Source organism: Pseudomonas tolaasii NCPPB 2192 (assembly GCF_002813445.1).
Taxonomy (GTDB): Bacteria; Pseudomonadota; Gammaproteobacteria; order Pseudomonadales; family Pseudomonadaceae; genus Aquipseudomonas; species Aquipseudomonas tolaasii.
Map to the genome: position 1 here is coordinate 5,657,853 of NZ_PHHD01000001.1, position 13,572 is coordinate 5,671,424.

General features: G+C 59.6%; 15 protein-coding genes and 1 pseudogene. 12 read left to right on the forward strand and 4 right to left on the reverse strand.

The annotated features are described in order from the left end of the window. The first annotated feature begins 13 nt into the window (after positions 1-13). The 5 genes from ATI14_RS25715 (at position 14) to ATI14_RS25740 (ending at position 4,699) form a co-directional block, all read left to right on the forward strand. Positions 14-1,354 carry a c-type cytochrome gene (locus ATI14_RS25715; protein WP_080520079.1) on the forward strand — a complete coding sequence of 447 codons (1,341 nt, stop codon included), beginning with the start codon at positions 14-16 and terminating at the stop codon, positions 1,352-1,354. 467 nt (positions 1,355-1,821) lie between these two features. Beyond that, positions 1,822-2,118 carry a DUF6124 family protein gene (locus ATI14_RS25720; protein ID WP_080520078.1) on the forward strand — a complete coding sequence of 99 codons (297 nt, stop codon included), beginning with the start codon at positions 1,822-1,824 and terminating at the stop codon, positions 2,116-2,118. Positions 2,119-2,360: 242 nt separating this feature from the next. Then, positions 2,361-3,110: a response regulator gene (locus ATI14_RS25725; RefSeq protein WP_031319596.1), complete on the forward strand. Its 750-nt coding sequence runs from the start codon at positions 2,361-2,363 to the stop codon at positions 3,108-3,110. Then, positions 3,107-4,168, forward strand: a complete 1,062-nt coding sequence (locus ATI14_RS25730) for an ATP-binding protein (RefSeq protein ID WP_016969890.1) — start codon at positions 3,107-3,109, stop codon at positions 4,166-4,168. The genes ATI14_RS25725 and ATI14_RS25730 overlap by 4 nt, the downstream gene beginning before the upstream one ends. A gap of 201 nt (positions 4,169-4,369) precedes the next feature. Beyond that, positions 4,370-4,699 carry a hypothetical protein gene (locus ATI14_RS25740; RefSeq protein WP_016969891.1) on the forward strand — a complete coding sequence of 110 codons (330 nt, stop codon included), beginning with the start codon at positions 4,370-4,372 and terminating at the stop codon, positions 4,697-4,699. A gap of 21 nt (positions 4,700-4,720) precedes the next feature. Here the strand turns inward: ATI14_RS25740 and ATI14_RS25745 are convergent, their stop codons facing one another. From ATI14_RS25745 to ATI14_RS25755, 3 genes are all read right to left on the reverse strand, one after another. Then, positions 4,721-5,038 (reverse strand): hypothetical protein, encoded by a 318-nt coding sequence (locus ATI14_RS25745; protein WP_016969892.1) that lies wholly within the window; start codon positions 5,036-5,038, stop codon positions 4,721-4,723. Between the two features lie 286 nt (positions 5,039-5,324). After that, positions 5,325-6,092: an alpha/beta fold hydrolase gene (locus ATI14_RS25750; RefSeq protein WP_016969894.1), complete on the reverse strand. Its 768-nt coding sequence runs from the start codon at positions 6,090-6,092 to the stop codon at positions 5,325-5,327. 285 nt (positions 6,093-6,377) lie between these two features. Further along, complete coding sequence (locus ATI14_RS25755) at positions 6,378-7,370, reverse strand: alpha/beta fold hydrolase (protein WP_016969895.1); 993 nt, start codon at positions 7,368-7,370, stop codon at positions 6,378-6,380. A 234-nt stretch (positions 7,371-7,604) separates the two neighbouring features. Between ATI14_RS25755 and ATI14_RS25760 the strand changes: the two genes are divergently transcribed. From ATI14_RS25760 to gstA, 7 genes and pseudogenes are all read left to right on the forward strand, one after another. Beyond that, positions 7,605-8,519: a LysR family transcriptional regulator gene (locus ATI14_RS25760; protein WP_165448270.1), complete on the forward strand. Its 915-nt coding sequence runs from the start codon at positions 7,605-7,607 to the stop codon at positions 8,517-8,519. A gap of 286 nt (positions 8,520-8,805) precedes the next feature. After that, on the forward strand, positions 8,806-9,393 hold the full coding sequence (locus tag ATI14_RS25765; RefSeq protein WP_016969897.1) for a carboxymuconolactone decarboxylase family protein: 588 nt from the start codon (positions 8,806-8,808) through the stop codon (positions 9,391-9,393). A gap of 118 nt (positions 9,394-9,511) precedes the next feature. Then, positions 9,512-10,078: a TetR/AcrR family transcriptional regulator gene (locus ATI14_RS25770; protein WP_086004062.1), complete on the forward strand. Its 567-nt coding sequence runs from the start codon at positions 9,512-9,514 to the stop codon at positions 10,076-10,078. 110 nt (positions 10,079-10,188) lie between these two features. Then, positions 10,189-10,812 carry a DJ-1/PfpI family protein gene (locus ATI14_RS25775; RefSeq protein WP_016969899.1) on the forward strand — a complete coding sequence of 208 codons (624 nt, stop codon included), beginning with the start codon at positions 10,189-10,191 and terminating at the stop codon, positions 10,810-10,812. Positions 10,813-11,026: 214 nt separating this feature from the next. Continuing rightward, positions 11,027-11,275: pseudogene (locus ATI14_RS25780) on the forward strand (LysR family transcriptional regulator); the annotation flags it as partial. 78 nt (positions 11,276-11,353) lie between these two features. After that, positions 11,354-12,220: a glutathione-dependent disulfide-bond oxidoreductase gene (yghU, locus tag ATI14_RS25785; RefSeq protein ID WP_016969901.1), complete on the forward strand. Its 867-nt coding sequence runs from the start codon at positions 11,354-11,356 to the stop codon at positions 12,218-12,220. Between the two features lie 16 nt (positions 12,221-12,236). After that, on the forward strand, positions 12,237-12,848 hold the full coding sequence (gstA, locus tag ATI14_RS25790) for a glutathione transferase GstA (RefSeq protein WP_016969902.1): 612 nt from the start codon (positions 12,237-12,239) through the stop codon (positions 12,846-12,848). A 91-nt stretch (positions 12,849-12,939) separates the two neighbouring features. On the opposite strand, the gene ATI14_RS25795 is transcribed toward gstA, so the two are convergent. Then, positions 12,940-13,536, reverse strand: a complete 597-nt coding sequence (locus tag ATI14_RS25795; protein WP_016969903.1) for a TetR/AcrR family transcriptional regulator — start codon at positions 13,534-13,536, stop codon at positions 12,940-12,942. Between the last annotated feature and the right edge of the window lie 36 nt (positions 13,537-13,572).

Here is a 13,572-nt window from a genome sequence, read left to right on the forward strand (position 1 = left end):
ACAAGGAACGCCCATGAACAACCCACGATTCGCAAGAACCGCAGGCTGGCTGGTGCTGGCCGGCGCGGTCGCCGCCGGTGTGCTGGCCTGGTATGTCACCCGCGAGCCTGTCTCACCGTTTGAAACACAACCTGCTGCCAGTACCGAGCCGGCGCTGGTCAGCCGGGGTGAGTACGTCGCCCGCGTGAGTGACTGCGTGGCCTGCCACAGCTTGCCGGGCAAGGCGCCGTTCGCGGGGGGCCTGGAAATGGCCACGCCGCTGGGGGCGATTCACGCCACCAACATCACGCCGGATAAAAACAGCGGCATCGGCAACTATTCGCTCGCCGATTTTGACCGCGCAGTGCGCCACGGCGTGGCACCGGGCGGGCGACGGCTCTACCCGGCCATGCCCTACCCGTCCTACGTGAAGCTCAGCGACGATGACGTGCGCGCCATGTACGCCTTCTTTATGCAAGGCGTGCAACCGGCCGCTCAACCGAACATCCCAAGCAGCATTCCGTGGCCGCTCAACCTGCGTTGGCCGATTGCGTTATGGAACGGGGTATTTGCGCCGAGTGACACCTATGCGGCCAACACTGCGCAGGACGCGCTGTGGAACCGCGGCGCCTACATCGTGCAAGGCCCCGGCCACTGCGGCAGCTGCCACACACCGCGTGGCCTGGCGTTTAACGAGAAGGCACTGGATGAGTCCGGCAAACCCTTCCTCGCCGGCGCATTGCTCGACGGCTGGTATGCGCCGAGCCTGCGCCAGGACCCCAACAGCGGTCTGGGGCGCTGGAGCGAACCGGAAATCGTGCAATTCCTCAAGACCGGGCGCAACAAACACGCGGTGGTCTATGGCTCGATGACCGAAGCGTTCAACAACTCCACGCAGTTCATGACCGACGACGACCTGGCGGCTATCGCCCGTTACCTGAAGTCGCTGCCCGGCGATCCGCAGCGTGACGGCACACCTTGGCAGTACCAGGCGGTGTCCACCGATTCGAACGCCCCCGGCGCCCACACCTACGCCACCCGCTGCGCTTCGTGCCACGGCCTGGACGGCAAGGGCCAGCCCGAATCGATGCCGCCGCTGGCCGGTGCCACCTCGGCGTTGGCCAAGGAAAACGCCTCAGCCATCAACATTACCCTCAACGGCTCGCAGCGGGTCGTGGCGGCGGGTGTGCCGGACGCCTACCGCATGCCGGCGTTCCGCGAGCAGTTGTCGGATCAGGAAATCGCACAAGTGTTGAGCTATGTGCGCGGCACCTGGGGCAATAATGGCGGAACGGTGGACGCAGCGGCGGTGAACAAGCTGCGTGGGCACACGGACCCGGCCAGCAGCAGCCCGATCATCCTGCACATGCGTTGACCGAGTACGGTCTCAGTTATGTGGGAGCGGGCTTGCCCGCGAATGCGGTGTGTCAGTCAACAGATTTATTGGCTGATCCACCGTTTTCGCGAGCAAGCCGAACCGTCCCACCGCTGCTCCCACATGTGGACCTTCTTGCATTCAGGGCTAGTGGCATTTGGTCATGGTTTGTAAAGGGCCAGCAAGGCCTGTCTCTTTAAATTGCAGGACGTTTCCTAGACAATCCCTGCCGCCTTGTGCCTGCCGGAATCGATGACTAGTCTGCGCTCCATCGCTGAATTCAGTGATCGGGTTTAGCAGCCTGACATCAATAGGCACACGGTCTACATCTACATTTATGGTGGCTGTGCGCGGGGCACCCTTGGGTGCGCTGGTTTTCCTATTGACCGGTCTGCTAACCCGCGTACAGCTGCCACCCACGTTTAGCAGCGTTGGCGGTAGCTCCCATGCTCAATAGGAGTGACACCATGAATAAAGCCCTGCCCGACCCACCCTGCGACCCCGCCAAAAACCGTGTCGCCTTCAACCGCGCCATCGACCATTACCTGCCCACCCAAGGCTTCCATTCGGTCAACGAAAACCTGAGCTTCGAAGACGCCCTGCTCTACACCGCCAGCCTGCTCGACAGCGCTTCGGCCACCGCGCTCGATTGCGGGGAACTGCCGGAGAGTCCTGACCGGGCGAAGATCCTGGCGGTGTGGCATTTGTTGGAAATTGCCAAAACCACCGTCGACCGCTCCATCGACTGCCTGAAACACGGTTAAACAAGTGGGAGCGGGCTTGCCCGCGATGACGGTGGGTCAGGCAACAGTAATGTGACCGATAGACCGCTATCGCGGGCAAGCCCGCTCCCACAGTCGATTTGCGGCAATTTCAAACCGCGGGGCCGGCAAAAAATCCCCCTCTCCATCGTTTCTCCACAAAACCTCCCATGAAAGTGCATGGTTGTTTCGCACACTCGCTGCTGCACAATGCCACTTACACACGGCATGCGGACCGAGCCACCATGAACGACACCACCGTTGCATCCACGCCACGCCCCGACAACGCCCGGGAAACCCCCGCATTGGTCTTGATTGCGGAAGATGAGCCTGAGATCGCGGACATTCTGATTGCCTACCTCAAGCGCAGCGGTTTTCGTACGGCCCATGCGCCCGACGGCCGACGCGCCCTGGACATGCACCTGGCACTCAAACCGGATTTGCTGTTGCTGGATGTGTTGATGCCCCATGTGGACGGCTGGCAGGTATTGGCCGAGGTGCGCCATCGTGGCACCACGCCGGTGATCATGCTCACCGCCCAGGACCAGGACCTGGACAAGCTGATGGGCCTGCGCATCGGCGCGGACGATTACATCGTCAAACCCTTCAATCCGGCGGAAGTCGTGGCGCGCACCCAGGCGGTGCTGCGGCGTTCACTCGCCCACAACGACCGTTCCAGCCCCACGGTGCTGCGGGTGGACGCGTTTGAAATCGATCTGGAAAGCTATGAAGTCACGGTGCATATCGCCGGCAAACGCCTGCCGCTGGCGCTGACGGTCACCGAATTCCGCCTGCTGGCCCAGTTGGCCAAGTCACCGAAACGGGTGTTTACCCGCGCCGAACTGCTGGCCCAGTGCTCGCCCGAAAGCGACAGCCTCGAGCGCACGGTCGACAGCCATATCAGCAAATTGCGCCGCAAGATCGAAGACGTCGGGCTGCAAGGCGTGCCCACCAGCATCCGTGGGGTCGGCTACCGATTCGGGTGCGCCTCGTGAGAAATCTCAATGGCCTGAGCCGCCAGATCATCCTGTCGATGTCCGCCGTAGTGCTGTGCGTGATCGCCCTGGCGGTGATCGGCTCGTACATTTTCTACGCGCTGCTGTGGACCTATTGGCCACTGACCAACGAAGAAGTGGATGAGTGGTTGCCGGCCAATATCGAGTGGGCCTGGATGGGCCTGACCACCTGCGTCAGCCTGGCGGTAGGCTCGATTGTGGCGTTGAAGCTGTCCCGGCGGATTTTGATGCCGCTCAACTCGGTGGCCGAGAACCTGCGCAAGCTGGCCGATGGCGACCTGGACGTGCAGGCCGTGGCGGGTGACCAGTCCATCGGCGAAGCCGCGGTGCTGGTGGATGACTTCAACAGCATGGCCCAGCGCCTTAAACGCATGGCCCAGGAGCAGGCGTTCTGGAACGCGGCCATTGCCCACGAACTGCGCACGCCGCTGACCATCTTGCGCGGGCGCCTGCAGGGCTTGGCCGAAGGTGTATTCGAACCGGACACGGCGCAGTTCTACAGCCTGCTCGGCCAGGTGGAGGGCTTGACGCGCCTGATCGAGGATTTGCGCGTCGTCGGCCTGGCCGACAGCGGTTACCTGGAACTGAACCTGCATGAGGCCGACCTGGCCACGGGCATCGAAGACGACGTGAGGTTGTTCGAGCCGAGCCTGGTCGCCGCGGGCTTCACCCTGCAACTGGACCTGCAGCGCCGCACACTGCGCTGCGACCCGGCCAGGATTCGCCAGGCGTTATTGGCGCTGCTGGACAATATTCGCCGACACGCGACGCCGGGAAACGTCAATGTGCACCTGAGCACCCGTGACGGCGTGAATTACCTGCGCGTGCGTGATGATGGCCCGGGCATTGACGAGGGTTTTGCCGCGCACATGTTCGAAGCCTTCCAGCGCGGTGAACACTCGCGCTCACGCGCCCAGGGCGGCAGTGGCCTGGGGCTGGCGGTGGTGCGTGCCATCGCCCTCGCCCACGGCGGCGCCGTAACGTGCCGAAACATGGAAAACGGGGGAACGCTGCTCGAACTCAGCTGGCCTGCCTGACTCGAGCGGCACTGCGATGCGCCTCTTTTCTTTGATATTCAACAAACGCGGCCGTGATCGGCACTTTGCTTGCGTGGATGCCCAAGGCATCTGCATTGCGTTCAAAAGCTGCCGTGCAATGCCGGCCAACGGAGATTGGGTAGAGGTTGAAGGGATCAACCTGTGCTGGCTGGGAAAGCCTCTTCCCGTCGGTGCCCGGCAGTGAACCTGCACAATGACCTGCCCCGCCTTGAAGCCTCGTTGAGACTGCACACGGCGCGTCTGAAAAGGCTGCAACAGTTTTGGGTGCCGCTGCAGCAACGCGCGCCCAAATGGGTGTTGGTGTTATGGATTGTGGGGGTTGGCGTCTCACTGGCCACCCAGTCCTATTGCCACTGGCTGGTCACTGCGCCGCTGATCGGCGGGTTGATCCTGGCGGAAATCATCATCGATGAGCGGCAAATGACCCTGGCCTTGCGCGCAGACCGCGCACGCGACGCGTTGCGCGAAGCCAGGGACCGCGAGTACCTGTGCGGCCAGCCCAGCGAGTGATCCCTGAGCCGGCTGTTGCAACTACAGCAATACGGTCGCCAGCATGCCCAGCGCCCCGAGGAAAAACCCGATCAACGCGCCTCGCCCCGGCACCTGCTGAAACAGGCCCCACACCACCAGCGGTTCAAGCAGCAGCAATGACGTCACGGACACCACCGTGACAATCCAGATATCGCCAACCGCCACGTACCCGAGCCAATACGCGCCGAGCAGGCATAGCCCCGCAAAACACATCAGCACCACCGGCATGACAAACGATGCCCAAGGGGCGCCGTCCACCTGGGCAAGCCGGGCCGTGGCTACTTCACTGTAGATCGCACAAAACTCGCCCAACACCATCAGGCCTAGAGCAGAAACTCCGAGTAATTCTTTGGACATATCAAAAACTCCTTCGTATTCAGGGACAGGTTTTTCAACTCCCAGCCCGTAATGGCGCTGCTGCCGGCGTTGAGGCTGCGATACGAAGTGATTTTGAAGAGCTCTGAATTATCGAAGTACTTTCCCATGCCATTGTCCTCTGTCAGTTCGGCGGCTCCTGGCCGCCGTGACGCAGACTCGCACGAAGCATCGGATGGCGTAAACAGGCAGGCGCCGGGCAGCGTGTGCCGTGGCGCCTGCCCGAACCTTACTGCGCGGCTTTTTCGATCAGGCTGGCCACGGCTTGCGGGTTGGAGACCATGACCGCGTGGGACGCGCCCTTGACCACCACCGTCTGTTTGGAGTGAGCCCGCTCGGCCATGAACGCCAGTGCTTTGGGCGGGATGGCCTTGTCGGCGTCGCCGTAGACGAACCAGGACGGCAGGTTCTTCCAGGTGGCCTCGGTGGCAGCATCACTCAGAGCGGCGGTGGTGATCGGGCGTTGCGCGATAGCCGCCAGGCGAGTGGCGGCATCGGGCACATCGGCGGCGATTTGGTCGTGGAACTTGTCCTGCTGGATGTACAGATCCTTTTTACCGTCCGCCAATTCGACAGGGGGCGCCAACGCCGCCGGCAACGTGCTGCCGGGGAAACGGCCGAGAATGTCATGCACGCTTTCGCCTCTCTCCGGCGCCACCGCCGACACAAACACCAACGCCTTGACCTCCGGGTTGCCGTTCGCCGCCTCGGTGATCACCGGGCCGCCATAGGAATGGCCGACCAGCACGACGGGATGCTTGATGCTATGGATCAGGTCCACCACCGATTGGGCGTCATTTGCCAGACCGCGCAGCGGGTTGGCGACGGCGACAACGTCGTAGCCGTCCTTGTGCAGAATCTGTGTCACACCGTTCCAGCTTGAGGAATCGGCAAACGCGCCGTGAACCAGAACGATGGTGGGTTTGCCACCCGTCGCAGCGAACGCGCTGGAACAGAGGGCCATTGCGAGGGCAAGGCAGGGAAAGAACTTGTTCATAGAGATCCTGTAAATGAAGACACTGATAAATGGAAAATCATGGAGTGCAGCGCGGCCACTATCGTCCCGTCGAGAGGACCTAAGAACCTCCCCCGTTTACAATTCAGAATTCCACTGGATGAAATGGCCGCACCACGACAATGCTGGCCGTCGGCCCCGGCACGTGTGGCGAGGGAGCTTGCTCCCGCTGGACTGCGCAGCAGTCCCAGGCTTTTTAAACAAAGAGCCGGGGCCGCTTCGCGGCCCAGCGGGAGCAAGCTCCCTCGCCACTCAACAGCGTGTTTATCAGCGCGGTTGACGCTTCACGTTACGGTCCAGAAACGCCAGGATCGCGGCACCGATCGGGTCCAGGTGGGTTTCCAGGGCGAAGTGGCCGGTGTCGTAGAAACGCACGTCGGCGTTTTTCAAATCACGCTTGAACGCCTCCGCACCCGGCGGAATGAAGATCGCGTCATTCTTGCCCCACACCGCCAGCAGCGCGGGTTGGTGGTCCCGAAAGTACTGCTGCAACTGCGGGTACATGTCGACGTTGGTCTTGTAGTCCTTGAACAGGTCCAGCTGGATTTCAGCATTGGCCGGCTGGCCGACATGCGCGGCGTCCATCAGGTACGTTTCGGGCGCCACCACACTTGGGTCCGGCGTGCCGTGCTGGTACTGGTCCTTGATGGCGGCTACCTGCAGCACCGGGCGCAAGGCGTTGCGGTTCGCTTCGGAGGGGTCTTCCCAATACTTTTGCACAGGCGCCCAACCGGTGCTCAGGCCTTCAACGTAGGCATTGCCGTTTTGCGAAACGATTGCGGTGACCCGCTCCGGGTGCTTGACCGCCAGGCGCCACCCCACCGGCGCGCCGTAGTCGAACACCTGCAAGGCATATTGCTTCAGGCCGAGCACCTGGGTGAACGCATCCATCGTGTTCGAAATATTCTCGAACGAGTACTGGTACGTGTCGCGCGGCGGGCTCTGGGTCAGGCCAAAACCGGGCAGGTCCGGCGCAATAACGTGGTAGCGCCTGGACAACACCGGAATCAGATTCCGGTACATGAACGACGAAGTGGGAAAGCCGTGCAGTAACAGCACGGTGGGGTTGGCAGGGTCGCCCGCCTCCCGGTAAAAAACATTCACGTCCTTCACCTGTGCGTAGCGATAGTGCACCTGGTCAAACGATTCAATCTTCGCACTTGCAGTTGCCTGCGTTGCGGCCTGGGCAGGCAACATGCCAAACCCGCTGTTAATGACGGCGCACGCGCACATCGCCGTGAACAACTTGTTCAAGTTCATACTTGCTTACCTGACTGGAAAAAATTCGATAGTGTTTCTCTGAGCAACTTTCTCGATTGCCGGGCAAGTATGCACATTCACATTCGGGGTGATAATCACACCATGGCGCGAATGACTTTCACAAAAAACGGGAAAATCCGTTAATACTAATATGGGCCGCCCTGTTACTTTTTCATTTAGCGAAATAACACCCCCCATTCTTTATTGATATTTTCATTATTCAGGTAGAGTTGGATGGACCGCATAGAAGCAATGACCTTGTTAATCACCACCCTCGAAACCGGCAGTTTCTCCGCCGCAGGCCGGGCATTGCGGATTCCGGTGCAAACGGTCAGTCGTAAAATAGCCGACCTGGAGCGGGCGCTCGGTACGCAACTGCTGACGCGAACCACGCGCAAAATCGGCCTGACAGACGCCGGTGCCCAGTACGCGCAAGCAGCGAGAACGATTCTGGAACAGGTGGCCGAAGCCGAACGCATTGCGGCGGGCGAGTTTGTGGCGCCGCGCGGCGACCTGGTGATCTCGGCACCCGAACTGTTTGGCAGGCTGCACGTGCTGCCCGTGGTGTCCGATTTTCTCGCGCTGTTCGCCGACATCAACATCAAGTTGGTGCTGGGCGACCGCAACGTTGACCTGTTTGACGACCAGATCGACCTGGTCGTGCGCATCGGCCATCTGCCTGACAGCGGCATGATCGCCACGCGTGTAGGCTCGGTGCGTGGAGTAGTCTGCGCCAGCCCGGCATTACTCGACTTGCAGGGTGTGCCCGACACGCCCGCGGCCCTGAAAACCATGCCCTGCATCTCGACTTACGGCCCGAACATCACCACGGCCTGGCGCTTTCTGGACCCGCGCAAAGGCTCCTCCATCGAACTGGCACTGACACCCAGGCTACTTGCCCCGGCCATCGCATTGGTTGACGCGGCGGTTCGCGGTGTGGGCGTGGCTCGCCTTCTTCATTATCAAGCCATCGACGCGATTGAATCGGGCACCTTGCAACGAGTACTCAAAGACTACGAGCTGGAGCCGTTTCCGATCCATCTGCTGCATGCGGCCCATAAACACATGCCACTGAAGATGCGCCGTTTTCTGGAATTCGCAACGCCGCGCCTGCGTCAGTCACTGGCACCTTTTTCAGCGGCGCACTGAAATTTCAGTCTTCGCGAAAAAAAATTTCCAAACAGATCAACTGTTGTTTTTTTAGACGACGAACAGTTAATGAAATAATCGAGCCTGCAAAAACCCCATAACCACGGCGCAACTTTATTTATATAATTCGTATAATTCCAACACATGAAAAAGTACCAACTCAACCTTTCCCCTTTTTAAATACGCTCAACAAAAACGCGCTTGACGGTCTATTAAACCTCCCTATAAATTCAATTGTACCGATCGTTCGGTACGGTTTAAAACTTACTTCATAGGGTTTCCAAACATGGCACGTATCAACGTACTGACTGCAGCAACAGCAACAGAAGAGCAAAAGCAGATCTTCGCCAAAACCGAAGGAAAGTTTGGTAAAAACCCATTGATCATGAGCGCGTTGACCAACTCGCCCGCCACCATGAACAGCTACCTTGCGCTGTTCCAGAACTTGACCGATGGCCGCTTCAGTAAACAACTGGCCCGCAAAATCGGCCTTGCCATTGGCGAAGCCAATGGCTGTGAATATTGCATCTCTTTGCTGGCCTACATCGCCAAACTGCAAAAACTCACCGAGGTGGACATTGAACTGGCGCGCAAAGGCAAATCGGTCGACACCAAGGAAACCGCCTTGCTGGAATTCGTTCTGCAACTGGTCAACCACAAGGGCGACCTGACCGACGCCGAAGTTCAGGCCGTGAAGGACGCCGGCTGGAATGATGAAGACATCACCGAAGTCTTTGGCCACCTGACGCTGAATTTCATGACCAACTACTTCTGGAAAGTGGCGCGTACCGACGTCGACTTCCCGATTCTGCGCCTGTTCGACCAAGGCAAAATCTCCCGCGGCGCCAGCCACGCATTCAAGCAAGTCGTTTGATTTAGTCGAAAGCGGCTTCAGGCTCCGGGCCTGAAGCCGCCAGCACTCTGACCTGGCAATGCCGAGAAAGATGATGTCAAAATCAATGTTTCCGTCGACCGAGAGCATCCCGAGCACAATGGCCAAATTACGCAAGGTAGAAGACGACGTGCTGATTGAACGTCTCGGCCAGGCCTTCAAGGACGTGGGCTTTGAAGGTGCCTCCATGGCAATGCTTTCGTCGGCTTCGGGGTTGACCAAATCCAGCCTCTACCACCGTTTTCCCAACGGCAAGGAACAAATCGCCGAAGAAGTCTTGAGACACACGCGGCTTTTTCTGGACAACGAAGTGTTCCCGATTTTGACCGGCAACTTGCCGGCCCCGGTGAAAATGGACCTGTTCACAGCAGCCATGAGCAGGGTTTACCTCAACGGAACAGAATCGTGCTTGCTCAATATGCTGTCGCCTCCGCGCAACCAGCCCAACGCGTGCGGCCATGCAATCGCCGATACGTTTCAGCGGTTTTTGAGGGGGTTGGCCAGCGTGGCGCAAGAGGCAGGCGCTACAAACGACTCGGCCCAGACTCGGGCTGAACAGGTATTGATCGAGTTGCAAGGCGCATTGGTAGTGGCGCGGGGTATCTCGGACACCCGCGTGTTTACGCGAATGCTCGGCCGTTTGCCGATGATTATTCTTAAAGGTTAACAACCTCCTCTCTTTAAACCGCACTTCTGCCGTTATTGGCGTGAAGCGCCATGGGCAACTTTGCCCAAAATTCAGCAAAACGCTGACATCTCCTCTATTTGGAAACAACCATGAAACGAATCCTGATGTTGTTGGCCAACGGTGTAGAACCTCTCGAAATTGCAGCCTTCACCGATGTGTTTGGCTGGGCGGATTTAGTCGGTGATCAAGCTTTCACACTGGTGCATGCGGGGTTGAGGTCCGAGATTCTGACCACCTTTGGTTTGAACCTGCGCATTTCCAACCTTCTGGATGAACTTGACCTGGGCGACTACGACGCGCTGGCCCTTCCGGGCGGCTCCGAACCCGCGGGTTTCTATGAAGAAGCGTTGAGTACGCCTTACCTGTCAGCCATCAAACACTTCGCCGACGCCGGGAAACCGGTGGCCAGCGTTTGCGTGTCCTCCATCGCCCTGGGCATGGCGGGCGTGCTGGAGGGCAGGAACGCAACGGTTTACCACCAGATCGGCGGCAAACGAAAACAGCAACTGGTGGACACCGGCGCGCGTTTCGTCGATCGCCCGGTGGTGGTGGATGGCAACTTCATGACCTCCAGCGGGCCCGGCACAGCGTCGGAAGTCGCGTTTTTGTTACTGGAACGGCTGAGTAGCAAAGACAACGCTTTGTATGTTCGTCAAAGGATGCGTTTCGACACGCCCAGCCAGCACTGGTTTGAAACGCCTCAAGTGATTTGAACTCATTCTCGCCCTGAAAGGCGAAAACAGCATGATGCCGTAGACGCGCATCGTGCTGTTCAAGTTGAAAGTTCCATAAAACGAAATACAGCGTTACCCACCCCGATTATTCCTGCGCCCGCCCATACCCAACACACTGTCTTGAAGCCGCAACAAGCCTCGCCCTGTCGCAGGACAGAGCGGGGAGCAATCGCCAAACGCAACCGGGGCCGCCATGGATCGCTTTCAAGAAATGCAGGTTTTTGTAACCGTGGTCGAAGCCGGCGGTTTTTCCGTGGCTGCCCACCGCCTCAATATCTCACCGGCCAGTGCCACGCGCGCCGTGGCCGCGCTGGAAAAAAGAATTGGCGTGCCGCTGCTATTACGCAATACCCGCAGCATGTGCCTGAGTGAGGTGGGCGAATACTTCCTGAGCGATTGCCGACACATCCTTGAACGGCTGAAAGAAGCTGACGAGGGAGCAATGAGTGTGGGCCTTTGCGCCCCGCCATAAATGCCCTTCCCTAAAACGTCCATCCCCTTCCTTCCCATGGAATCCGCAATGAGCGCTAACCCACTCGATAACCAGCCGGCCGGCTATGTGCCCGCCAACGTCTGGACACCCAAAAACACCTATGGCGGCCAGTTCGGCAGCATCAATCAACCGGTTTCAGGGGCGCGATTCGAACAATCACTGCCCGTGGGCAAACACCCGCTGCAGCTCTACTCGCAAGGCACGCCCAACGGCCAGAAAATCACCATCATGCTGGAGGAGTTGCTGGCCGCCGGGCATCCCGAGGCCGAGTACGATGCCTGGCTGATCGATATTTTCAAAGGCGACCAATTCGGCAGCGGCTTCGTGGAAATCAACCCGAATTCCAAGATCCCTGCCCTCGTTGACCACTCAACCACGCCGCCCACCCGCGTGTTCGAAAGCGGCTCGATCCTCGTCTACCTGGCCGAGCGCTTTGGCGCCTTCCTGCCCTCCGCACCCAAAGCCCGCGCCGAGACCTTCAACTGGCTGATGTGGCAGATGGGCTCGGCGCCTTTCGTGGGGGGTGGCCTGGGGCATTTCTACGCCTATGCGCCCATCAAGATCGAATACGCGATCGACCGCTACGCCATGGAAACCAAACGCCAGTTGCACGTACTGGACACTCACCTGGCGTCCCATGAATACCTGGCGGGCGATGACTACACCATCGCCGACATGGCCGTGTGGCCCTGGTACCCGGGCAGTCTTTACGGGGTCTACAACACCCACGCATTTCTCGCGGTCGAGCAATACACCCACCTGCTGCGCTGGTACCAAACCATTGCCAAACGCCCTGCCGTGGCGCGCGGCAGCGTGGTCAATCGCAGGTCCGACGTACCGGGCCAGTACTTGCTCGAACGCCATGACGCCTCTGACTTCAATTCCCTGTCCTGATAAAACGAGACACCCCATGAAACTGTATTTTTCGCCCGGCTCCTGCGGGTTGGCTTCACAAATCGCCCTGCGTGAAGCCGAACAGACGTTCGAGCTGGTGAAGGTCAACTTCATCACCAAGCAAACCGTGGAAGGTGACTACTTCAAGGTGACCCCAAAAGGGTTTGTGCCCGCCCTGAAACTCGATGACGGCGACGTGCTCACCGAAGGCGCCGTGATCCTGCAATGGATCGCCGACGCGCACCCTGAATACCGGTTGCTGCCGCCGTTCGGTACGCGGGAGCGCTACACCGCACTGGAGTGGCTGAACTTTGTCGCGTCCGACCTGCACAAAGGCATGGCCGTGATGTTTTCACCGTTGATCGATGCGCGCTCCAAAGCGGATTTCGCGGCCGGCAACTTGAGCGAAAAATTTCGCTACATCGACGATCACCTCTCCCGCAACGACTATGTATTGGGCACGCAATTTTCGATTGCCGACGCCTACCTGTACAACGTCCTGTGCTGGCCACCCCGGGTGAACATTGATATTTCCGGCTACCTGGCCATTCAGACCTTCATGGCCACCATGGAGCGACGCCCCAGCGTGCTCGCCGCCCTGGAGGCCGAAGGCCTGCTGATCAAATAGCCCGCCGGCAAACAGTCGCCCTGTCGCCGACAGACGCCGGTTCTGTGGCTTCAGCCCATGGACCGGCGCCTGTTCATCGCAGCCCTTTGTCTCACGCAACAGCCGGCCAGATCGTCATCGCCGTCCGGGCCACCTGCTGCAGGCTTTCCCGCGAGGCACCGTCCCGGGCTTGCACCGACATGCCCTGCTGCACGCCAATGAAAAATCGGGCGAAGGCCTCAACCGGGGTATCGGCGGGCAACTCGCCATCGACGACAGCCTGGCCGATCCGTTCCTGCATCTTCATCAAGCCTGCGTGGCGCAGCGCCTGCACCCAACACCCCAGGGACTCCGGGCCTTCACTGCCGACATTGGACAACGTCACCATGCAGCCGCGCGGCCGCTGTTCAGCCGTGAGTACATCCGCAGATACCAACAGGAACTGCTCGACCGCTTTTCGGGCCGGTGAAAGTTCGTGCACGGTTTTCCAGATGGACGGGCTGACGACCTCCCGGTAGCGATTCACGGCCTCGACGTACAGCGCCTCTTTGCTGGTGAACGCCGCGTACAGGCTCGGGGAGCCGATTTCCATGGCACCGCACAGCTCTGAAATCGACGTCGCGCTGTAGCCCTTTTCCCAGAACAGCATCATCGCGGCATCAAGCGCTTGCTCACGGTCGAAATTGCGCGGGCGACCTCGGGTAGACATGCGTGCCTCCTATTTATGTATCGATCACCACAATAA

Excerpts from the sequence above, each read along its gene's own strand:
- ATI14_RS25715 (WP_080520079.1), top strand. The coding sequence starts at position 14 with ATGAACAACCCACGATTCGCAAGAACCGCAGGCTGGCTGGTGCTGGCC.
- ATI14_RS25720 (WP_080520078.1), top strand. The coding sequence starts at position 1,822 with ATGAATAAAGCCCTGCCCGACCCACCCTGCGACCCCGCCAAAAACCGT.
- ATI14_RS25725 (WP_031319596.1), top strand. The coding sequence starts at position 2,361 with ATGAACGACACCACCGTTGCATCCACGCCACGCCCCGACAACGCCCGG.
- ATI14_RS25745 (WP_016969892.1), bottom strand. The coding sequence starts at position 5,038 with ATGGTGTTGGGCGAGTTTTGTGCGATCTACAGTGAAGTAGCCACGGCC.
- ATI14_RS25750 (WP_016969894.1), bottom strand. The coding sequence starts at position 6,092 with ATGAACAAGTTCTTTCCCTGCCTTGCCCTCGCAATGGCCCTCTGTTCC.
- ATI14_RS25755 (WP_016969895.1), bottom strand. The coding sequence starts at position 7,370 with ATGAACTTGAACAAGTTGTTCACGGCGATGTGCGCGTGCGCCGTCATT.
- ATI14_RS25760 (WP_165448270.1), top strand. The coding sequence starts at position 7,605 with ATGGACCGCATAGAAGCAATGACCTTGTTAATCACCACCCTCGAAACC.
- ATI14_RS25765 (WP_016969897.1), top strand. The coding sequence starts at position 8,806 with ATGGCACGTATCAACGTACTGACTGCAGCAACAGCAACAGAAGAGCAA.
- ATI14_RS25770 (WP_086004062.1), top strand. The coding sequence starts at position 9,512 with ATGGCCAAATTACGCAAGGTAGAAGACGACGTGCTGATTGAACGTCTC.
- ATI14_RS25775 (WP_016969899.1), top strand. The coding sequence starts at position 10,189 with ATGAAACGAATCCTGATGTTGTTGGCCAACGGTGTAGAACCTCTCGAA.
- yghU (WP_016969901.1), top strand. The coding sequence starts at position 11,354 with ATGAGCGCTAACCCACTCGATAACCAGCCGGCCGGCTATGTGCCCGCC.
- gstA (WP_016969902.1), top strand. The coding sequence starts at position 12,237 with ATGAAACTGTATTTTTCGCCCGGCTCCTGCGGGTTGGCTTCACAAATC.
- ATI14_RS25795 (WP_016969903.1), bottom strand. The coding sequence starts at position 13,536 with ATGTCTACCCGAGGTCGCCCGCGCAATTTCGACCGTGAGCAAGCGCTT.